The sequence below is a fragment of the Pseudomonas sp. Marseille-Q5117 genome (genome assembly GCF_946901175.1).
Classification (GTDB): domain Bacteria; phylum Pseudomonadota; class Gammaproteobacteria; order Pseudomonadales; family Pseudomonadaceae; genus Aquipseudomonas; species Aquipseudomonas iranensis.
This window is the reverse complement of the sequence record NZ_CAMPPP010000001.1, coordinates 164745-183661: the sequence shown is the minus strand read 5'-3', so window position 1 is coordinate 183661 and position 18917 is coordinate 164745. Positions and strand designations below refer to the sequence as shown.

At 62.2% G+C, this 18917-nt stretch carries 18 protein-coding genes and 4 pseudogenes; 15 read left to right on the top strand and 7 right to left on the bottom strand.

The window, feature by feature from the left end; genetic code table 11:
- Window positions 1-35: 35 nt before the first annotated feature.
- Window positions 36-1115 carry a patatin-like phospholipase family protein gene (locus tag OC605_RS00835; protein WP_262136050.1) on the bottom strand — a complete coding sequence of 360 codons (1080 nt, stop codon included), beginning with the start codon at window positions 1113-1115 and terminating at the stop codon, window positions 36-38.
- Window positions 1116-1405: 290 nt separating this feature from the next.
- Here OC605_RS00835 and OC605_RS00830 point away from each other — a divergent pair, with 290 nt between their 5' ends.
- The 4 genes and pseudogenes from OC605_RS00830 to OC605_RS00815 all read left to right on the top strand — a co-directional run bounded on the left by OC605_RS00830 (window position 1406) and on the right by OC605_RS00815 (window position 4006).
- Entirely contained in the window at window positions 1406-1714 is a 309-nt protein-coding gene (locus tag OC605_RS00830; protein ID WP_016775414.1) for a PepSY domain-containing protein, read from the top strand.
- The gene (locus OC605_RS00825; protein WP_016775413.1) at window positions 1714-2025 is read left to right on the top strand and encodes a PepSY domain-containing protein; all 312 of its coding nucleotides are present in this window, start codon (window positions 1714-1716) and stop codon (window positions 2023-2025) included. The genes OC605_RS00830 and OC605_RS00825 overlap by 1 nt, the downstream gene beginning before the upstream one ends.
- Window positions 2026-2028: 3 nt before the next feature.
- Window positions 2029-2697: a response regulator transcription factor gene (locus tag OC605_RS00820; RefSeq protein ID WP_016775412.1), complete on the top strand. Its 669-nt coding sequence runs from the start codon at window positions 2029-2031 to the stop codon at window positions 2695-2697.
- Window positions 2694-4006: pseudogene (locus OC605_RS00815) on the top strand (sensor histidine kinase). Before OC605_RS00820 ends, OC605_RS00815 begins: the two are co-directional and overlap by 4 nt.
- 199 nt (window positions 4007-4205) lie before the next feature.
- On the opposite strand, the gene OC605_RS28070 reads toward OC605_RS00815, so the two are convergent.
- Window positions 4206-4961, bottom strand: coding sequence for a methyl-accepting chemotaxis protein (locus tag OC605_RS28070; protein ID WP_371699990.1), 756 nt, complete (start codon window positions 4959-4961; stop codon window positions 4206-4208).
- A gap of 102 nt (window positions 4962-5063) precedes the next feature.
- Window positions 5064-5210: pseudogene (locus OC605_RS28065) on the bottom strand (HAMP domain-containing protein); the annotation flags it as partial.
- Window positions 5211-6737: 1527 nt separating this feature from the next.
- Here OC605_RS28065 and OC605_RS00805 point away from each other — a divergent pair.
- The 3 genes and pseudogenes from OC605_RS00805 to OC605_RS28055 all read left to right on the top strand — a co-directional run bounded on the left by OC605_RS00805 (window position 6738) and on the right by OC605_RS28055 (window position 9939).
- The gene (locus OC605_RS00805) at window positions 6738-8054 is read left to right on the top strand and encodes a Na+/H+ antiporter family protein (RefSeq protein ID WP_024013513.1); all 1317 of its coding nucleotides are present in this window, start codon (window positions 6738-6740) and stop codon (window positions 8052-8054) included.
- 202 nt (window positions 8055-8256) lie between these two features.
- Window positions 8257-9081: pseudogene (locus tag OC605_RS28060) on the top strand (cache domain-containing protein); the annotation flags it as partial.
- Window positions 9082-9117: 36 nt separating this feature from the next.
- The gene (locus OC605_RS28055) at window positions 9118-9939 is read left to right on the top strand and encodes a methyl-accepting chemotaxis protein (RefSeq protein ID WP_370695145.1); all 822 of its coding nucleotides are present in this window, start codon (window positions 9118-9120) and stop codon (window positions 9937-9939) included.
- Window positions 9940-10139: 200 nt separating this feature from the next.
- Here the strand turns inward: OC605_RS28055 and OC605_RS00795 are convergent, their stop codons facing one another.
- A complete protein-coding gene (locus OC605_RS00795; RefSeq protein WP_262136048.1) occupies window positions 10140-11075 on the bottom strand; it encodes a LysR family transcriptional regulator in 936 nt (311 codons plus the stop codon).
- Between the two features lie 113 nt (window positions 11076-11188).
- On the opposite strand from OC605_RS00795, the gene OC605_RS00790 reads away from it, so the two are divergent.
- The 3 genes from OC605_RS00790 to OC605_RS00780 all read left to right on the top strand — a co-directional run bounded on the left by OC605_RS00790 (window position 11189) and on the right by OC605_RS00780 (window position 12878).
- The gene (locus OC605_RS00790) at window positions 11189-11674 is read left to right on the top strand and encodes a DMT family transporter (RefSeq protein ID WP_262136047.1); all 486 of its coding nucleotides are present in this window, start codon (window positions 11189-11191) and stop codon (window positions 11672-11674) included.
- A gap of 3 nt (window positions 11675-11677) precedes the next feature.
- Window positions 11678-12130, top strand: a complete 453-nt coding sequence (locus tag OC605_RS00785) for a DMT family transporter (protein WP_016775406.1) — start codon at window positions 11678-11680, stop codon at window positions 12128-12130.
- Between the two features lie 580 nt (window positions 12131-12710).
- Complete coding sequence (locus OC605_RS00780; protein WP_016775405.1) at window positions 12711-12878, top strand: metallothionein; 168 nt, start codon at window positions 12711-12713, stop codon at window positions 12876-12878.
- 22 nt (window positions 12879-12900) lie between these two features.
- On the opposite strand, the gene OC605_RS00775 is transcribed toward OC605_RS00780, so the two are convergent.
- Together OC605_RS00775 and OC605_RS00770 are read right to left on the bottom strand one after the other, a co-directional pair.
- The gene (locus OC605_RS00775) at window positions 12901-13173 is read right to left on the bottom strand and encodes a hypothetical protein (RefSeq protein WP_123442056.1); all 273 of its coding nucleotides are present in this window, start codon (window positions 13171-13173) and stop codon (window positions 12901-12903) included.
- Window positions 13174-13222: 49 nt separating this feature from the next.
- Complete coding sequence (locus OC605_RS00770; RefSeq protein WP_016775403.1) at window positions 13223-13450, bottom strand: DUF6555 family protein; 228 nt, start codon at window positions 13448-13450, stop codon at window positions 13223-13225.
- Window positions 13451-13597: 147 nt separating this feature from the next.
- Between OC605_RS00770 and OC605_RS00765 the strand changes: the two genes are divergently transcribed.
- The 5 genes and pseudogenes from OC605_RS00765 to mnmH all read left to right on the top strand — a co-directional run bounded on the left by OC605_RS00765 (window position 13598) and on the right by mnmH (window position 18098).
- Window positions 13598-14365, top strand: coding sequence for an AraC family transcriptional regulator (locus OC605_RS00765; RefSeq protein ID WP_262136046.1), 768 nt, complete (start codon window positions 13598-13600; stop codon window positions 14363-14365).
- A 210-nt stretch (window positions 14366-14575) separates the two neighbouring features.
- Window positions 14576-14749 (top strand): DUF1427 family protein, encoded by a 174-nt coding sequence (locus tag OC605_RS00760; RefSeq protein ID WP_073471384.1) that lies wholly within the window; start codon window positions 14576-14578, stop codon window positions 14747-14749.
- Window positions 14750-14780: 31 nt separating this feature from the next.
- Window positions 14781-15737 (top strand): zinc-binding alcohol dehydrogenase family protein, encoded by a 957-nt coding sequence (locus OC605_RS00755; protein ID WP_262136045.1) that lies wholly within the window; start codon window positions 14781-14783, stop codon window positions 15735-15737.
- Window positions 15738-15961: 224 nt separating this feature from the next.
- Window positions 15962-16996, top strand: coding sequence for a selenide, water dikinase SelD (gene selD, locus OC605_RS00750; protein WP_262136044.1), 1035 nt, complete (start codon window positions 15962-15964; stop codon window positions 16994-16996).
- Window positions 16996-18098: pseudogene (gene mnmH / locus OC605_RS00745) on the top strand (tRNA 2-selenouridine(34) synthase MnmH). The gene selD and the pseudogene mnmH overlap by 1 nt, the downstream one beginning before the upstream one ends.
- 109 nt (window positions 18099-18207) lie before the next feature.
- On the opposite strand, the gene OC605_RS00740 reads toward mnmH, so the two are convergent.
- The gene (locus OC605_RS00740) at window positions 18208-18882 is read right to left on the bottom strand and encodes a hypothetical protein (RefSeq protein ID WP_039763430.1); all 675 of its coding nucleotides are present in this window, start codon (window positions 18880-18882) and stop codon (window positions 18208-18210) included.
- Window positions 18883-18917: the final 35 nt, after the last annotated feature.

Here is an 18917-nt window from a genome sequence, read left to right as displayed (position 1 = left end):
CGGCGAGTTTATCAGCTTGTCTTGGGCCGTGCTGACTAAAGGGTCAGCAAGCGCTCGGCGAGGCGACCGTTGGCCGTCAGTTCGAGAAACTCGTCGCCCAGTCGCCGGCTCTCGTCCATCGCCGTGTGCCAGTATTTCTGCCGGCTCGGCGCATCGCCCATGAAGCGTTTGAAGTCGTTGCGATCGGGCAGTTTGCCATAGGGCAGGCGCGCCAGATATTCCTTCGACGGCGCGACCAGCAGCACATCCTGCAGACGCTGCACCGAAGCGCGGCGCCAGGGCAGGGTCTTGTCGAACCAGCCGGGAATCACTCGATCGGTGAAGTGCGGATAGAGCACGATGCCGTCGCCGCTGTAGGGCAGGTCGAGGTGGTAGTCGAGCAGACCGCCGTCACGGAATGTACCCGCGCCGGCGCCGGGCAGGTCGCGCACGCCTTCCATGACCATCGGGATCGATCCGGAAGCGAGCAGGGCCTGGCGCAGGTTGCCGGTGTTGAGGGCAACGAAGCGCGAGGGGAAATCGGTCAAGGCATCAAGCGGCGGCGCCAGGCGCGGATCGTGGGTGGTCAGCCGGTCGGAGGGCCGCGACAGGCGCGCACGACCGCGCAGGTTGTCCGCGATCACTGAACCCAGTGCCAGACCGAGGCGCCCGCGATGGTCTTCAGCGAGGCGGCCCTGGCTTTTCACCACCATGATGTTCAGTCGGTAATCGGCGTTTTCGAGAATGCTCGCATCGCGGCCGTCGAGCAGGTCATTGAGCATGCGCTGCGAGCTCTGGCTGATCTCGGCCATGCTCACGCCTTTGTTGAAATTCTGCTCGGCGTAGAGCTGGCCGAGGCGGCGAATGCCCTCGGCGGCGTCCGGCAGGCAGGCGCTGGCGAAGCGCCAGGAACCCACCGAGGCGCCGATCAGCGAACGCTCACGCGGCGCACTCGGCAGCCACTCGCCGAACAACGCCAGATCGAGCCCTTGAATCCCCAACGCCTTCGGCCCACCGGCCGCACCGGGCAGGGTGCCGACGTCTGCGGCGTGCAAACCCTGCGCACGAATCCGCGCCATGGCCCGTGGGCCGGCCTTGAGGGTGAGGGCGGGAAACTTGATGTGGATGGCGGTCATACCGGTCTCGATCGTTAGCAAGCTGGCGATTATAAGCACATGTTGCAGGCCCATGCAGGAGTGAGCCTGCCCACAAGGGGGGCAGACGCAAACCAGTGTGGGAGCGAGCCTGCTCGCGAAAGCGGTGGGTCAGAAACATCGTTGCGGCTGACACTGCGCCTTCGCGAGCAGGCTCGCTCCCACAGGGGACCTTGCCAGCAATGGGGCACAATGATGGCCATTCAGTTTCAGTTAAGTTGATCCCGCTATGGTGCCCACCGTAAGCAACACATAAGAATTCGGAGACACCCATGAAAACCCTGACTGCCCTGACCACTGCCTCGATCCTCGGCCTTGGCGCCAACACTGCGCTGGCGCGCGATCTCGGGCCTGACGAGGCGCTTCGTTTGCGCGACGCTGGTACTATCGTCTCCTTCGAGAAGCTCAACGCCATCGCCCTGGAAAAACACCCCGGTTCGGAAATCACCGAAACAGAGCTGGAGGAAGAGTACGGCAAGTTCATTTACCAGATCGAACTGCGCGACCCGAAAGGGCTGAAGTGGGATCTGGAGTTGAACGCGGTCGATGGTGAAGTGCTCAGGGATCATCAGGATACGTAATGAAGCTGAATAGTCGCGCCACCCGCCTGACGGCGCTGGCGCTGGTGTTGTTGTGCAGCACGGCCATGGCTCGCGACCTCGATCAGGACGAGGCGCTGGCCCTGCGTCGCGATGGCGTGATCCTGCCGCTGGAGCAAGTGCTGCAGCAGGCCATGGATCGCTACCCCGGCGCCAAACTGCTGGAAGTCGAGCTGGAAGAAAAACACGACGTGTACATTTACGAAGTCGAATTGCTGACGGTCGAGGGCGTGGCGCGCGAGCTGCACCTGAAGGCCGATACCGGCGAGTTAGTCAAAGACAAGGAAGATTGATCGATGCGTTTGCTTCTGGTGGAAGACCACGTACCGCTGGCCGACGAATTGCTCGCCGGTCTGCAACGCCAAGGCTACGCGGTGGATTGGCTGGCCGATGGCCGTGACGCGGTGTATCAGGGCAGCAGCGAGCCCTATGACCTGATCATCCTCGACCTCGGCCTGCCCGGCGTGCCGGGGCTGGACGTGTTGGCGCAGTGGCGCGCCGCCGGCCTGGCGATTCCGGTGCTGATCCTCACCGCGCGTGATTCCTGGGCCGAGCGCATCGAAGGGCTGAAGGCCGGCGCTGACGATTACCTGACCAAACCGTTCCATCCGGAAGAGCTGTACCTGCGGATTCAGTCGCTGTTGCGCCGCTCCAAGGGCCAGGCCAACCAGCCGACTTTGCAAGCCGCCGGCCTGCATCTGGACGAAGGTCGCCAGTGCGTGGTTCGCGACGGCGCCGACATTCAGCTGACCGCCGCTGAATTCCGTCTGCTGCGCTATTTCATGCTGCACCCCGAACAGATCCTCTCGAAAAGCCACCTCGCCGAACACCTCTACGACGGTGAGACCGAGCGTGACTCCAACGTCCTCGAAGTCCACGTCAATCACCTGCGGCGCAAGCTCGGCAAAAGCGTGATCGAAACCCGTCGCGGCCAGGGTTACCTGTTCGGCGGGCAAGCTTCATGAGATCAATCCAGCGCCGTTTGAGCCTGGGTTTGATCAGTGTGATGGTGATCGTCGGTCTGGTACTGGCACAAACCAGCCTGTGGTTGTTCGAAGTCGGTTTGCAGCGCTACCTCGAAGCCGGCCTGCGCAACGACAGCGAAAGCCTGCTGGTGGCGCTGGTGCGCGGCCCGCAAGGTCTGCAACTGGATGAGCGGCATCTGTCGCCGGCCTATCAGCGGCCGTTTTCCGGGCATTACTTTCGCATCGATTTCTCCGACAGCCACTGGCGTTCGCGCTCACTGTGGGATCAGGAACTGCCGCTGCTGCAACACCCGGGGCTGCACAGCAACCTGCAACTTGGCCCGGGCGGGCAACGCTTGCTGATACTGCGCTCGGACTATCGGCGCCTGGGTCAGTCGATCTCGATCAGCGTCGCCCAGGATTACACGCCGGTCAGCGACAGCTTCCAGCGCATGCGTCAGATCGGCCTCGGTCTGGGGCTGGCGGCGTTGCTGCTGATCCTGTTCCTGCAACGCCTGACCGTACGCCGCGCCCTTAAACCGCTGGAGCGCGCGCGCGAGCAGATCGCTCAGTTGCAACAGGGCCAGCGCTCGCAACTCGACGATCAGGTGCCGGTGGAACTGGAGCCGCTGGTGGCGCAGATCAACCACTTGCTCGCCCACACCGAAGACAGCCTCAAGCGCTCGCGCAATGCCTTGGGCAACCTCGGCCACGCGCTGAAAACCCCGTTGGCGGTGCTGCTCAGCCTGGCCTCCAGCGACAAGCTCGATGACCATCCCGAGCTGCGCAAAATTCTCAAGGAACAACTGGAACAGGTGCAGCAGCGCCTCAATCGCGAACTCAATCGCGCGCGGTTATCCGGGGATGCGCTGCCCGGCGCGTTGTTCGATTGCGATGCCGAGCTGCCGGGGTTGCTGGCGACGCTGAACATGATTCACGGCGAGCATTTGGCCTTGAGTTACGTTGCACCGCCGGGCTTGCAACTGCCGTGGGACCGCGAGGATTTGCTCGAACTGCTCGGCAACCTGCTCGACAACGCCTGCAAATGGGCCGATGCCGAGGTGCGCTTGAGTGTGATCGAAAGGTCTGACGGCTTTGCCCTGAGCGTGGAAGATGACGGCCCGGGGATTCCCGAAGAGCAGCGCACTCAGGTGTTCAGCCGTGGCACGCGGCTGGATGAGCAGACCCACGGGCATGGGCTCGGCCTTGGGATCGTGCGGGATATCGTCGATACGTGGGGTGGCTTGCTGGTGCTGGGCGAAAGCGAGTGGGGCGGTTGAAAGTGGTGATTGAACTGCCTAAGCGGTGAGCCCTTGAAAAGCCCCTCACCCTAACCCTCTCCCAGAGGAGAGGGGACTGATTGTGTTGTTCTTGAGAGATGCACCCACTTGAAATCCGAGACGAACTCAGGACTTGAATGGCATGAAGATCGGCTCCCTTTCCCCGTCGCCCCCCTTGGGGGGAGAGGGCTGGGGTGAGGGGGGATTGCAACTGACACCCCGCACTTGTCAAACGCGAAACTGATCCATCAACCGCTGCTGCTGATTCGCCAGGCTGTTGAGTGACTGACTGACCCGCGCCGACTCGTTCGCCTGTCCGGACAGCGATTCGGTCACATCGCGAATCGTCGCCACGTTGTTATTGATCTCCTCAGCCACCGCGCTCTGCTCTTCGGCAGCACTGGCGATTTGCAGGTTCATGTCGCTGATCACGGTCACCGCATCGCCGATCTGCCGCAGCGCCGTCACCGCCTGGCCCACCTGCTCAACGCTGCCCTGGGCCTGACGATGGCTGTTGCCCATCGAACCGACCACTTCCTGCGTGCCGTTCTGCAATTGCTCGATGACCTGGCGGGTTTCCTCCACCGACTCCTGAGTGCGGCGCGCGAGGTTGCGCACTTCGTCGGCGACCACGGCAAAACCGCGTCCGGCTTCACCGGCACGGGCGGCTTCGATGGCGGCGTTGAGCGCCAGGAGGTTGGTCTGCTCGGCGATGGCGCGGATGGTTTCCAGCACCGTGCCGATCTTCTCGCTGTTCGCAGCCAGCCCTTCGACCTGAACCATCGCTGCGCTCATGTCGGCGGCGAGGGTGTCGATGCTTGCGGTGGTGCGGTCGATCACGGTCAGGCCCTGACGCGTGGCGCGGTCGGCGTCCTTGGCCGCTTCGGCGGCCTGCGCGGCGCTGCGTGCAACGTCCTGGGCAGTGGCGCTCATTTCGTGGGACGCGGTGGCGACCTGATCGACCTGGCGATATTGCTGCTCCATGCCGGCGCTGGTCTGAGTGGCGATGGCCGAGGACTGGTCGGCAGTGTTGCGCGCGTCCTGCACCGAGCGTTTTACCTCGGCAATGATCGGCTGCAACTTGTCGAGGAACTTGTTGAACCAACCGGCCAATTGGCCCAGTTCGTCCTGCTTGTCATAGGCCAGACGCCGGGTCAGGTCGCCTTCGCCGCTGGCGATGTCTTCAAGCATGTGCGCCACACCGAGAATCGGCTTGGTCACGCTGCGCGCCATCAGCCACACCAGCAGCAGGCCGATCAGCGCGGCGAGCAGGCCCAGGCTCAGTTCGATCAGTGTGCCCGAGGTATTGCTCGCATCCAGTTGCTGTTTGAGCGCTTCGGCGCGGCTGACCAGGACTTTCTCCGGCACATCGAGCAACACGCCCCATGCCGGTCCGTCGGGAATCGGCTGGAACGGCGACAGCACTTTCAACTGGCCGTTGCTGTGCAGGCTGCTCACGCCAGTGCTCGCGGCGAGCAGGCGCAGCAACTCGCTGCCGCTGGCCTGATCCACCGCATCCAGGCGCTGGCTGAGTTTGCCGGCATCCGGGCTGTAACCGGCGAGCAGGCCGGCGGGGCTGACGATACTCACGGCGGTCTGACCGTCATACAGCTTGCGGCTGGCGTTCTGGCTGATCGCTTGCAGGCTGTTGAGGTTGATGTCGACCGACAGCGAGGCGATGACTTTGCCGTTGACCTGCAGCGGGAAGACGATGCTGGTCATCAGCACTTTGTGGCCGTCGATGACATAGAAGTACGGCTCGATCACACACGGTTTGAGCGTGGTGCGCGGGCAGGTGAACCAGGCGTTGGCGGCCTGACCGCTGGGGCCGGTGCTGGTGTCGCTCATGTCGCTTTCCGGCAGCGCCATCGAGGTGACTTTGCCCGGGGTCGGCTGCGACCAGTACAGGGCAAAACGGCCCTTGTCGTTGCTGCCCAGTTCAGCCTGATCGGCGAACAGTTCGTCCTTGCCGTCCAGCGCATTGGCTTCGAACACCAGCGACAGGCCGAGCAGGTCCGGGTTGGCTTGCAGCGCGGATTTGACCTGACGGGTCATGTCCTCGCGCAGGTCGAAGGCATCGAGAAAACGCTTCTCGGCCTGCTCACGCAAAAACAGCACCTGCCGCGAGAAACCGTGGCCGTACTGATAGGCGTCCATGAACTGCTGACGAATGCCGGCGGCCTGCACTTCACCTTGCGACTCGATACGCGCCTGCGCCGATTCGGTGAGCATCTCCATGCTCGAGGCCTTGACCAGCGCCGAGCTGTGTTCCATGCGATACAGCGAAAGACCGACCAACAGGGTCACGATACCGGCCAGGCAGAGGCCGGCGAGCAGGGTGATTTTCCATTGGATGGAAAGTTGTCTGAGCGACATGGAAAACATCCTTATCCGATAAATATCTGAGACTTTGCACTGTAGCGGCCGCGTTTCGGCTTTCTTTATGCCGTGAGCGCAATATGACCGATTGCCGCATGCGGGGCCTGTGGTCCTGTGGTCCTGTGGTCCTGTGGCGAGGGGATTTATCCCCGTTCGGCTGCGAAGCAGTCGTGACAAGGGTTGTTTTGAAGTTTGCCGGGGGCGGCTTCGCCACCCAACGGGGATAAATCCCCTCGCCACGGGGCTTTGACACCGCCGCCACTCTGCGGCACAGTGCGCGCCCTCTAACAAGACCCTCTGTACACATCCGCCGGCCAACCCGGGCGGACTCATCCTGTCTGGCGGTGTGTTTTCACCCGCAGTGTTTTTTGAGGTAGTGAAATGAATGCAGTCATAGCAGCCGTCGGCGTCATGCTGATCCTCAGCCTGTCGCGCGTGCATGTGGTGATCGCGCTGATCGTCGGGGCGCTGGTCGGTGGCCTGACCGGCGGTCTGGGCATCGACGCAACACTCAAGGCGTTCAACAGCGGTCTGGGCGGCGGCGCGACCGTGGCGTTGTCCTACGCCTTGCTCGGCGCGTTCGCCGTAGCGATTGCCAAGTCGGGCCTGGCCCATGCGCTGGCCGACAAGGCCCTGGCCATGGTGGATCGGCAGCATGCAACCGGCGGCGGTAACGTCAAATGGCTGCTGATCGGCCTGCTGTGGGTGGTGGCGATTGCCTCGCAGAACATCCTGCCGATCCACATCGCCTTCATTCCGCTGCTGGTGCCGCCACTTCTATATGTACTGACCAAGCTGCAACTCGATCGCCGTCTGATCGCCTGCGTCATGACCTTTGGCCTGATCACCCCATACATGTTTCTGCCGGTGGGCTTCGGCAACATCTTCCTCAACGAAATCCTGCTGGCCAACGTCGCGCGCAGCGGCGTCGACATCAGCGGCATCAATGTCACCCACGCCATGGGCATTCCGGCGCTGGGCATGGTCTTCGGTCTGGCGATGGCGTTCATCAGCTATCGCAAGAAGCGCGTTTATGACCTGGCCAAAATCGAACAGGTCGAGCAGACGGCGGTGCACTACAACCCGCTGAGCCTGATGATCGCCGGTGTGGCCATTGCTTCGGCATTCGTGGTGCAGTTGCTGCTGGACTCGATGATTATCGGTGCTTTGGTCGGGTTCCTGATTTTCTCGGTGTCGGGCATCGTCAAGTGGCGCGAGACCGATGACCTGTTCACCGAAGGCATGAAAATGATGGCGATGATCGGCTTCATCATGATCGCCGCCTCAGGTTTTGCCGAGGTGATGAAGGCCACCGGGCAGGTGCAGACGCTGGTCGAATCGTCGGCGGCCTGGATCAATCACAGCAAAGGCGTCGGGGCTTTGTTGATGCTGCTGGTGGGCTTGCTGGTAACCATGGGCATCGGCTCGTCGTTCTCCACCGTGCCGATTCTCGCAGCGATCTTCGTGCCGCTGTGCGTGCAGCTGGGCTTCAGCCCGATCGCCATCGTCTGCATCGTTGGCACTGCAGGTGCGCTGGGCGATGCCGGTTCGCCGGCCTCGGACTCGACCCTCGGCCCGACCTCGGGTCTGAACATCGACGGCCAGCATCACCACATCTGGGACACCGTCGTACCGACTTTCCTGCACTACAACCTGCCGCTGCTGGTGTTTGGCTGGGTGGCGGCGATGGTTCTGTAAAAAATCCACAATTGCCCCATGTGGGAGCGAGCCTGCTCGCGAAGGCGTCGTGTCAGTCGACACACAGGTTGCTGAGCCAACGCTTTCGCGAGCAGGCTCGCTCCCACAGGGGGGGCGGCGATGTTTCAAGACTCAACTTTTGCTCCGGCGTGCCGTTAAAGCCTTTAACCACGCCAACAAAATCAAAAGAGTGAGTCCCCCGATGCGCCTGAGTCTCAAGGCTAAAGTCTTGTCCCTTGCTGTTCTGCCGGTGCTGCTCTTTGCGCTGGTCATCAGCGTGACCACGCTGTTCATCCTCCAGGAACAGGCGCGCAAGGAGGTCGAACAGACCCGCGAGCGGCTGCTCAGCGACGCCAAGGCCACCCTGCAAAGTTACGTCGCCGTGGCCATGACCACGATCAAACCGCTGTACGACGCCGCCGCACCGGGCGATGACGCGGCGCGGGCGCAAGCGATCAAATTGCTCTCTGGCATCCGCTACGGCAAGGATGGCTACTTCTTCGGCTACGACTCCGAGACGGTGCGTCTGTTCAAGGCCAACGACCCCGACGGCGTGGGCAAAAGCTTCAAGGACAACCGCGATCCGAACGGCGTCTACGTCAACCTCGGCCTGGTCAAAGTGGCCAAGGACGGCACTCACTATCTGCAATACAGCTCGCCGCTGCCGGGTAACGCCAAGGTGCTGGTGCCGAAGCTCGGCTACACCGAATACCTGCCGAAGTGGGACATGGCGGTCGGTACCTCGGTCAACCTCGACGGCATCGAAGCGCAAGTGGCGCAGGTCGAGGCGCAAGTGCAGGAGCGCGTGCAAGGCGTGGTGCTGAGCATTGTCGGCGTTGCGGTGCTGGTGCTGCTGGTGATCGCGGCGGCGGGCATGCTGCTGGCCAACACCATTCTGCGCCCGCTGACCCTTATGAAAGCCAATCTCGACGACATCGCGGCGGGCGAGGGCGACCTGACCCGGCGCCTGAACATCACCAGCCAGGACGAACTCGGCGAGTTGGCCGGCTCGTTCAACCGTTTCGTCGACAAGATCCACGGCCTGGTGCGGCAGATCACCGAGATGACCACGCAACTGACCGGTCTGGTCACCCAGGTCTCGGAACAGGCGCAGCGTTCCGATCAGGCGATGGAGCGTCAACGCCACGAAACCGATCAGGTCGCCACAGCGATCAACGAAATGTCCGCCGCCGCCCAGGAAGTGGCGAAGAGCGCGCAAAACGCCGCCGTCGCCGCTCAGCAGACCGACGAAGAAGGCCAGAGCGCCAAGCGCGTGGTGGCGGGCAGCATCAAGCAGATTCATGCGCTGGTCGACGATATCCGCAACAGCGGCGTGTCGCTGGACAGCCTGCAGCAGGACGTCAGTTCGATTGTCGGCGTGCTTGGGGTGATTCGTTCGATTGCCGAACAGACCAACTTGCTGGCGCTCAACGCCGCGATCGAAGCGGCACGTGCCGGTGAGGCCGGGCGTGGCTTTGCGGTGGTTGCGGACGAAGTACGCGCACTGGCCAGCCGCACGCAGATCAGCACCCAGGAAATCCAGGGCATGATCGACCGCTTGCAGGCCGGCACGCAGCAGGCAGTTGAGGCCATGCGCCGTTCCAGCGAGGCTGGCGACGGTACTTCGCAGCAAGCCAATCAGGCCGGTGCTTCGCTGGACGCGATGGCGCAGCTGATTGCCACGATCAACTCGATGAACGCGCAGATCGCCAGCGCAGCGGAAGAACAGACGGCGGTGGCCGAAGAGATCAACCGCAGCGTGCATCAGATTGCCGTGGCGGTGGACAGCGTCGCCGATGAAACGCAACTGGGCGCGCAGACGTCGCGCAGTCTGGCGGAGCTGGGGCAGCGGTTGGGCAAGCTGGTAGGGCAGTTCCGTATCTGATGGCCTGAAAAGCCCCTCACCCTAGCCCTCTCCCAGAGGGAGAGGGAACTGATTGGGGAATATTGCGGGATTACGCCGACCTAAAAGTCCTGCTTTGAATCCATAATCGACGCGGTTTTTCAGGTCGATGCAGTAGGTGGGACACCTCGGTCGGTTCCCTCTCCCTCAGGGAGAGGGCTAGGGTGAGGGGCTCTAGATCTTCAGGCTCTGTCCCAATAAGGAATCTCGCCAAAACACTCGACAAAAAAATCAATCACCGTCCTCACCTTCACCGACAGCCGTCGGCTCCCCGGCCACAGCACGGCGATCTGCTGCGGTTCCAGGCTGTTCGACACCTGATACTCCCTCAGCACCGGCACCAGCGTGCCTGCGCGTACCGCTTCGCCAATCAGCCACGATGGAAACATCACAAGCCCTAAGCCTTGCTGGGCGGCCTGGGTCAGGGTGTCGGCGTGGTTGCCGGTGATCGGGCCTTTGACGGTGTACGGCGTCCAGTCCTCGCCATCACGGCGGAAAAACCAGCGCTGCTGACCGGCCGCGCCTTTGTAGGCCAGGCACTGATGTTGCGCGAGTTGGTCGGGATGCTGCGGCGTGCCGTGGCGTTTGAGATAGGTCGGGCTGGCGGCGACCTGAAAACGGTGCGGCGCCAGAATGCGTGCCTGCATGCTCGAATCGTGCAGCGCGCCGATGCGAAACAGCAGGTCGGCGCCTTCCTGTAGCGGGTCGACGTAATGGTCGGTTTGCTGGATATCCAGTTGCAGCTTCGGATAGCGCGCGCAGAGCTGGCCCAGCCAGGGCGTCAGATGGCGCTGGCCGAACACCACCGGGGCGTTGATGCGCACCAGTCCGGTGGGTTCGCTTTGCTGTTCCTGCAACGCCTGTTCGGCTTCTTCCAGTTGCACCAACAGCAACCGCGCATGGTGGCCGAGCGTGCGCCCGGCTTCGGTCGGGGTGACGGCGCGGGTGTGGCGGTAGAGCAATTGCTGGTTGAGCGCCTGCTCCATCAATTGGATCTGCCGCGAAATGGAGGAGGGCGCGACCCCTTCGCGGCGGGCGACTTCGGAAAAACTGCCGTGGTCGAGGACCGCTACAAACAGCCTTAACGCTTTGAATCCGAGTTCGTTGAGCCCGTGCATGCCATGTCTCGCTGTGCGTGTTGCGCAAAAGTGTTGTCCGGATGCTCCCATTTATCGCACAGCGGCGCCAGCCGATAATCCGCGCCATTGTTTTTGAGCGTGGAAGGTTATGTATGCAGACGTTGGATGAAGGGGTGGTTGCTGCACCGGTAAAAAGGTCGGTGTTGCGTCTGCTGTTGCTGCCGCTGGTGATCCTTGCCGGCATGGGCTTATCGGTAGAAGCCGGATTGCTCGGGCCGCTGGGTGAGCAGGTCGGGCATTTGTGGGCGACGTTGAGCATCTTCGGGGTGGGTTCGGCGATCCTGCTTTTGCTCCTGCTGTTTGCCGGTCCGCAAAAAGGTCCGGCGCTGACCGAACTGCCGCGCTGGCAGTTGATCGGCGGTTTTCTCGGGCCGATCTACGTGGTGGTGCTGACGCTGGCGACGCCGCATATCGGCATTGCCATGACGATGATTGCGATTCTGTCCGGTCAGGTCGGCAAGAGTGTGCTGATCGACCATTTCGGCTGGTTCGGTGCGACGCGCAAGAAGGTCAACGGTGAGCGCTGGCTGGCGTTGGGCTTGATTGTGGTGGCTTTGGTTCTGATTGCGCGGGGGTGAGTGATGGGTCTGGTGATTTTGTTGGCGGTGGTGGTGTTGGCCGGTGCGGTGTTGAGTGTGCAGGCTGCGATCAATGGTCGTCTGGGTGAGACGGTCGGTGTGCTGCGCTCCAGTCTGCTGACCTTTGCGGTGGGCGCGGTGGTGACCGGGTTGTTGATTCTGTTTTTTGAGCCGGCGCAGGCGGTGAGTCTGCTTGAGGTGCCGAAATGGCAGTTGACCGGGGCGCTGTTCGGCGTGGTGTACATGATGGTGATGGTGGGCGCGGTGCCGGTGGTCGGGACGGCTGTGGCGACGGTGGCGGTGATTGTCGGGCAGTTGGGCATGGGGATGTTGATCGATAATTTTGGCTGGTTGGGGAATCCGGCGATCGGCTTGTCTCCGAGCCGGATGCTGGCGATGGTGTGTCTGGCGGTGGCTTTGGTGTTTATGTATCGGAGTTCGCGGCAGGCGCAGTGATTTTATTTGTATGACTGTGTACATATCCGTTGCTGCGGGTGTTGCTTCTGGCGGTTCCGCTGTGTACGACTGCGTCGTTCGGTCGCTGCGCTCGCACGTCCGGATCAATCCCTCCACTCAGCCTGCCGACGGGCTCTGAGATCAAGATCAAAAGCGATACTCGAGCTTGCGCTCATTGTTTTGAGTGGTTAGGAGCGGGTGGTGTCTGGCTTTGGTTTTTGTGGTGGGATTCGCCCCTCATCGGAACGCCGCCCGCCCAGCCCTCTCCCGGGGGAGAGGGGGCCGATTTTCGGGCTTTTCAAAATTTGCGTTCGACTCGGTATTCCACGTCGGCGGGTTTCTCGCAATCATCTCGGTCAGTTCCCTCTCCCTCCGGGAGAGGGCTAGGGTGAGGGGCTTTTGATGTCTGCGCAGGTCTGTGCTGCGCGCAGTTGTTCTGTGGCAGCGAGCCTGCTCGCGAAAGCCATCTCAGGGTCGACCAATCTCTCAACAGTTGGCCAGCCTGTAACACCACCTTCTACACTGTCCCTTATGGCTTGCTCGCAAGCCTCAGACAACCACCACGCAAGGAGTCTGTCCCATGTCCGACAAAAAATGCGACTGCCCGGGCTGCAACTGCACGATCAAAGAAGGCGAACATTCCTACGCTGTGCACGGTAAACACTATTGCTGCGAGGCTTGCGCTCATCACCACAAACACGGTGAAGAGTGTGCGATGAAGGGTTGCGGTTGCGCTCATCCGAAATAAGCGCGGCAAAAAAAAGTGGAGCCTAATCAGGCTCCACTTCCATTTTCAGACTGTCGTCTTCCTGTCGCTCAAAGTGCCTCACCGTGCCTTGCAAGGTTCGCCCTTCGACTTTGACCACCACAATCTTCGCTTGGTCGAGGTCTTCCGGTACCGGTGCCTGGACGCACAAGGTGAAGCGATAAGGGTCATCCGCGACCGTTTCCAGTGCGACTTGGCAATTCACCGTTTTGGTGATCTGGCCGAAGAAGGTGGTCAGGCCGTAGTCCAGTCGGGCCGGGTGATAAGTGTCGGTCATCGGTCGATTCCCCCTGTCGATTGCCAAGCCTGCGGTGAGGGCGGTGGGATCAGTTGGTCTGGCGCCAGGTGACGTTTTCCAGGCCGAATTTTTCTGCCATCGGTTTGCTGGTCTTTTGCACTTTCTCGCGACCGAAGCGCGGGATGCGACCCACGCCCGCGTCGCAGCTTGCCCAATGCCAGGCTTCGGCATTGTCCATTTTGTCCGAGCGGATAATGAACGACTTGGGGGTGCCATGCAGTGTGTAGTCGATGACGTAAAGTTTTGCGTTGTTCATAAAGCCCGAATTCCTCCCTGTGGTATTAAACGGATCGCGCTGTGCCGGGAAAATTCATTCGGATTGTCCGACGGTAGCTATCGTTGGCGAGGGCGGGGCAGGCTGGTTACCATGGCGGCTTCGCCAACCCCCCTGTGAACGCTCGCCATGGCCCTCGCCGCGCCCCCTGATCTGACCGACACCGATGTGCCCGTGCAACCGCTGGCGCGAACCTATCCGCGTGGTTTGTTCATCGAGCCGCACGAGCATGTCTGGGGGCAGTTGCTGTATGCGATGAGCGGAGTGATGTGGGTCGAAACCCCGCACGAAGCGCTGGTGGTGCCGCCGCAGCGGGCGGTGTGGTTGCCGCCGGGAGTGCTGCACGGGATCCGTGTGGTGTCGGATTTGCAGATGCGCAATATCTACCTGCGCCCGGCGCTGGCGGCGACGCTGGATGCGACGGTGCAGGTGATCGAAGTCGGCGGGTTGCTGCGCGAGTTGATCGTCGGGCTGGTGGCGCAGGGCGATGCCGGCGAGGCTGAGTATTACGAGGCACTGGTCGGGCTGGCGTTGCTGGAGCTGCGCCGGGCCAGGCGTTCGCAACTGAAGATTCCGCTGCCGGATGAGTCCGACCGGCGTCTGATGAATCTGTGTCAGGCCGTGATGGCCGCGCCGTCGCTGGAGATCCCGTTCGAGCAGCATGCGGAGCACGCCGGGGCCAGCGTGCGGACGCTGGCGCGGCTGTTCAAGGACAGCCTCGGCATGGGCTTCGCCGAGTGGCGACGGCAGGTGCAGTTGGCGACGGCGGTGGCGGCGTTGATTCAGGGCGTGGCGGTGAGCGTCATTGCTCGCGACCTGGGTTATTCGCCGAGCAGCTTCAGCGACATGTTTCGCCGGGAGCTGGGGGTGGCGCCTTCGCAATTCTCGGCAACTTGAACAGATCCCGGTGGGAGCGAGCCTGCTCGCGAAAGCTTTGCACCAGGCAATGAAGTTTTGACTGGAAGACCGCATTCGCGAGCAGGCTCGCTCCCACACGGTTCTATGGCGGCTGCAGAAGGTTTGTCCGAAATTCAGAAGTCCTTGGCCGATACCCCTCCGCCCGTTTCCCTAGACTCTGCCCATCACTTATCGCGGCGGAGTTCCCCCATGAACTACCTCATTTCTCTGGCCATCGGCCTGGGCGTCGGCCTGCTCTACGGCGCGCTCGATTTCCGTTCTCCCGCACCACCGGCGATCGCGCTGGTCGGTCTGCTCGGCATGTTGGCCGGTGAGCAGTTGTGGCCGCTGGGCCGGCAACTGGTCGCTGGCTGGTTGTCCTGAATTTCCCTTTTTCCTTTCGGTGGATGTGCCCATGAAAGCGTTGCAATTCGATCAGACCGGCGACCTGTCTTCCCTGCGTTTCGTCGACGTTCCGACCCCGGTGCCCGGCGCCGATGAAGTGCTGGTGCAGATCAAGGCTGCAGGCCTCAATCCCAGCGATGTGAAAAACGTCCTTGGGCGTTTCCCTTACACCACGCTGCCACGGGTTCCGGGGCGGGATTTTGCCGGGGTGGTGGTCGAGGGGCCACAAGCACTGATCGGTCAGGAAGTCTGGGGTACCGGGCGCGAGCTGGGCTTCTTCGCTGACGGCGCCCATGCGCAGTTCGTCAAACTGCCGGCCAGCGGCGTGGCGCACAAACCGGTGCATTTGAGTTTCGCTCAGGCGGCCAGCCTTGGCGTGCCGTACACCACGGCGTGGGATGCGCTGGAACGCAGCCTGGTCAGCGCCGATACGCGTTTGCTGGTGATCGGCGGCGGGGCAGTGGCAACTGCGGCTTTGGCCCTGGCAAAAGTACGCGGCGCGCAATTGCTGGCGGCGGCGCGCCGGCCCGAGCAGGTCGCCGATCTGCAACAGCAGGGCTATCAGACGATTCAACTGGATAAGCCAGAAGTCCTCGGTGCGCAGGTCAACGCGGTGTATCGCGGCGGCGCCGATGTGATCTTCGACACCACTGGTTTCTGGCTGCCGGCCTCGGTCGCGGCACTGGCGACCTTCGGCCGCATCGCCATCATCGCCGCGCCGGTCGACGGCCACGTGCAATTGCCGGCGCTGGCGCTGTATCGCAAGGGCGGTTCGGTGGTCGGGATCAACTCGTTGTTGTATGGCGTCGAAGCGTGCGCGGCGAAGCTCGAGCAGTTCGGGCGGTTCTTCGATGAGGATCGCTTGCCGCTGCCGCAGGGCTTGGTGGAGGTGCCGCTGGCTGAAGGGCTGGCGCGCTATGAAGAGGTCAATCAGGGTGGTGGTGACAAGATCATCTTGCTGCCCTGACTCACGCAAACCCCTGTGGGAGCGAGCCTGCTCGCGATGACGGTGGATCAGTTAAACAGTCGGCGACTGACACACCGTTTTTCGCGAGCAGGCTCGCTCCCACAGGAGACCACGCTACAAATGTGGGAGCGAGCCCACTCGCGAAAGGGCCGCTCGGTCAGCACAAAAATCTGCGCGCTCGCGCTCTGCTAGAATCCGCCCCATTCATTGCCAGAGACTCTCCCATGAGCGAGCCGATTCGTCTGACCCAATACAGCCATGGCGCCGGTTGTGGCTGCAAGATTTCCCCACAGGTGCTGGAAGTGATCCTCGCCGGCAGCGGCGCACAGAACCTCGATCCAAAACTCTGGGTCGGCAATGCATCGCGCGATGACGCGGCGGTGTATGCGATCGATGCCGAGCGCGGGGTGGTGTCGACCACCGATTTTTTCATGCCGATTGTCGATGACCCGTTCGACTTCGGCCGCATCGCCGCGACCAATGCGATCAGCGACATCTACGCGATGGGCGGCGATCCGTTGATGGCGATCGCGATCCTCGGCTGGCCGGTGAATGTGCTGGCGCCGGAAGTGGCACGGGAAGTGATTCGTGGCGGTCGCTCGGTGTGCGACGCCGCGGGCATTCCGTTGGCGGGGGGGCATTCGATCGATGCGCCGGAGCCGATCTTCGGCCTCGCCGTCACCGGGCTTGTGGAAAAGCGCCACATGAAGCGCAACGACACCGCTACCGCTGGTTGCCTGTTGTACCTGACCAAACCGTTGGGCATCGGCATCCTCACCACTGCGGAAAAGAAGGGCAAGTTGCGCGCCGCCGACGTCGGTGTCGCCCGCGATTGGATGTGTACGTTGAACAAGCCTGGCAGCCGTTTCGGCAAACTCGCCGGCGTCACCGCGATGACTGACGTCACCGGTTTCGGCCTGCTCGGGCATCTGGTGGAAATGGCCGATGGCAGCCAGTTGACCGCGCGCATCGCCTACGACCGCGTGCCGCGTCTGGACAGCGTCGAGTACTACCTCGATCAGGGCTGCGTGCCGGGCGGTACGCTGCGCAACTTCGACAGCTATTCGAGCAAGCTTGGCCGCGTGCAGGAGTTGCACAAACGCGTGCTGTGCGATCCGCAGACCAGCGGTGGTCTGCTGATTGCGGTCACGCCTGAAGGCAATGACGAGTTCCTCGGCGTCGCCGCCGAACTGGGTCTGAACCTTGCGCCGATCGGCGAACTGGTTGAGCGACAGACGAACGCGGTCGAGGTGATTTAATGCTCCGCGACTGCACCGACTACCGTGACATTTTCCTCAACGACCGGCCAATGATGGATGCCCGTGCGCCGGTCGAGTTTCACAAAGGCGCGTTCCCCGGCGTGGTGAATCTGCCGCTGATGAATGATCTGGAACGGCAGAAGATCGGCACTTGCTACAAGCAGCATGGCCAGCAGGCGGCGATCGAGCTGGGCCACCAACTGGTGTCCGGCTCGGTCAAGGCCGAGCGCATCCAGGCCTGGGCCGACTTCGCCCGGGCTCATCCCGATGGTTATCTGTACTGTTTTCGCGGTGGCTTGCGCTCGCAGATCACCCAGCAGTGGCTGCGCGACGAGGCGGGCATCGACTATCCGCGCGTCGGCGGCGGCTACAAGGCGATGCGCAGTTTTTTGATCGACACCCTTGAGCAAGCCATCGCGCAGTGTGATTTCGTTTTGCTAGGCGGCATGACCGGCACCGGCAAGACCGAAGTGCTGGTGCAGTTGCGCAACGGTGTGGATCTGGAAGGCCACGCCAACCATCGCGGCTCCAGTTTCGGCAAACGCGCTACCGGGCAGCCGTCGAACATCGATTTCGAGAATCGCCTGGCCATCGACTTCCTGAAGAAACGCGATGCCGGGATCGAGCAGTTTGTGCTCGAAGACGAGAGCCGCGTGGTCGGCAGTTGTGCCTTGCCGCTGCCGCTGTATCAGGGCATGCAGCAGTACCCGATGGTCTGGCTGGAAGATCGTTTCGAGGATCGCGTCGAACGGATCCTGCGTGATTACGTCATCGATCTGTCGGCGGAGTTTGCCTCCCTCCACGGCGACACCGGGTTTGCGCTGTTCTCCGAACGTCTGCTGGAAAGCCTCAACAACGTACAGAAACGCCTCGGCGGCGAACGCCATTTGCGGATGCTGGTGTTGATGGAGCAGGCGCTGGCCGAGCAGGCCCGCAGCGGCGCGGTGGAGCTGCATCGCGGCTGGATCGAGGGTTTGCTGCGCGAGTATTACGACCCGATGTATGTCTTCCAGCGCGAGAAGAAGGGCGGGCGGATCGAGTTTGCCGGAGAGCGGGGGCGGTGATCGAGTATTTGCGTGGGCGGGTGAGCCAGAAGGCTTGAGGCGCAAGCGACTGGCCTCTTTGCGAGCAGGCTCGCTCCCACAGTTGAAATGCGGTTCCCTGTGGGAGCGAGCCTGCTCGCGAAGACGCAAGGTCAGGCACTGCAAAACTCAGGTCGGGCAAGTGTCCTTGCCGTTATCCAGCCCCTGTTTGTAGCTATGACTCTGCAAACTGGCCTTGCCGTTGTGCCACTTCAGGGTCAGCACATACAGCGAATCGAAGTCATCGCCGGCCCAGTCATCGGTGATCTTCTGCCGCTCGCCCACTGCGTTGCCAGCGACCTTGTTGATCAGCTCCGGCAGATAACCGTGGGACCAGGCGGTGTAGATCGTCGAGTTGTGGTACTTCTCGTCCAGCAGCTCGCGGGCCAGATCGCTGGTGTCGTTGGCGGAGAACTCGATGTTCACCGGCAGGCCAAGCTTGATCGCGGCCGGGCTGATGGTCATCAGCGGACGAATGTAGCTGTAGGAATTGTCCAGCTCGCCTTCCTCGACGTTGCGCGTCGGGTTGGCGGCGAACACGTAGTCGGCCTTGCCGAATTTTTCCGGCAGCAGCGTCGACAGATCGATGGCGCGGTTCAGGCCCTGGCAGTTGAGCTGGCCGAGGCCGCCTTCGGGCTTTTCCGCGTGGCGCAGGAACACCAGCGTCTGCGTGCCGTCCGCTGGTTGTGCGCGGCTTTCGCTGGATTCGAGGGACAGAAACAGCGCGCTGACTGCCAGCAGGGAGGGCAGGGCCACGTACGCGCGATGTTTGAAGCGTTTGGCGAAACTCATCAGATTCGTCATCAATTCGAGGGTTCTTCAGCAAAATCGGTTAAGGC

Excerpts from the sequence above, each read along its gene's own strand:
- OC605_RS00835 (WP_262136050.1), bottom strand. The coding sequence starts at position 1,115 with ATGACCGCCATCCACATCAAGTTTCCCGCCCTCACCCTCAAGGCCGGC.
- OC605_RS00830 (WP_016775414.1), top strand. The coding sequence starts at position 1,406 with ATGAAAACCCTGACTGCCCTGACCACTGCCTCGATCCTCGGCCTTGGC.
- OC605_RS00825 (WP_016775413.1), top strand. The coding sequence starts at position 1,714 with ATGAAGCTGAATAGTCGCGCCACCCGCCTGACGGCGCTGGCGCTGGTG.
- OC605_RS00820 (WP_016775412.1), top strand. The coding sequence starts at position 2,029 with ATGCGTTTGCTTCTGGTGGAAGACCACGTACCGCTGGCCGACGAATTG.
- OC605_RS28070 (WP_371699990.1), bottom strand. The coding sequence starts at position 4,961 with ATGGAGCAGCAATATCGCCAGGTCGATCAGGTCGCCACCGCGTCCCAC.
- OC605_RS00805 (WP_024013513.1), top strand. The coding sequence starts at position 6,738 with ATGAATGCAGTCATAGCAGCCGTCGGCGTCATGCTGATCCTCAGCCTG.
- OC605_RS28055 (WP_370695145.1), top strand. The coding sequence starts at position 9,118 with ATGACCACGCAACTGACCGGTCTGGTCACCCAGGTCTCGGAACAGGCG.
- OC605_RS00795 (WP_262136048.1), bottom strand. The coding sequence starts at position 11,075 with ATGCACGGGCTCAACGAACTCGGATTCAAAGCGTTAAGGCTGTTTGTA.
- OC605_RS00790 (WP_262136047.1), top strand. The coding sequence starts at position 11,189 with ATGCAGACGTTGGATGAAGGGGTGGTTGCTGCACCGGTAAAAAGGTCG.
- OC605_RS00785 (WP_016775406.1), top strand. The coding sequence starts at position 11,678 with ATGGGTCTGGTGATTTTGTTGGCGGTGGTGGTGTTGGCCGGTGCGGTG.
- OC605_RS00780 (WP_016775405.1), top strand. The coding sequence starts at position 12,711 with ATGTCCGACAAAAAATGCGACTGCCCGGGCTGCAACTGCACGATCAAA.
- OC605_RS00775 (WP_123442056.1), bottom strand. The coding sequence starts at position 13,173 with ATGACCGACACTTATCACCCGGCCCGACTGGACTACGGCCTGACCACC.
- OC605_RS00770 (WP_016775403.1), bottom strand. The coding sequence starts at position 13,450 with ATGAACAACGCAAAACTTTACGTCATCGACTACACACTGCATGGCACC.
- OC605_RS00765 (WP_262136046.1), top strand. The coding sequence starts at position 13,598 with ATGGCCCTCGCCGCGCCCCCTGATCTGACCGACACCGATGTGCCCGTG.
- OC605_RS00760 (WP_073471384.1), top strand. The coding sequence starts at position 14,576 with ATGAACTACCTCATTTCTCTGGCCATCGGCCTGGGCGTCGGCCTGCTC.
- OC605_RS00755 (WP_262136045.1), top strand. The coding sequence starts at position 14,781 with ATGAAAGCGTTGCAATTCGATCAGACCGGCGACCTGTCTTCCCTGCGT.
- selD (WP_262136044.1), top strand. The coding sequence starts at position 15,962 with ATGAGCGAGCCGATTCGTCTGACCCAATACAGCCATGGCGCCGGTTGT.
- OC605_RS00740 (WP_039763430.1), bottom strand. The coding sequence starts at position 18,882 with ATGACGAATCTGATGAGTTTCGCCAAACGCTTCAAACATCGCGCGTAC.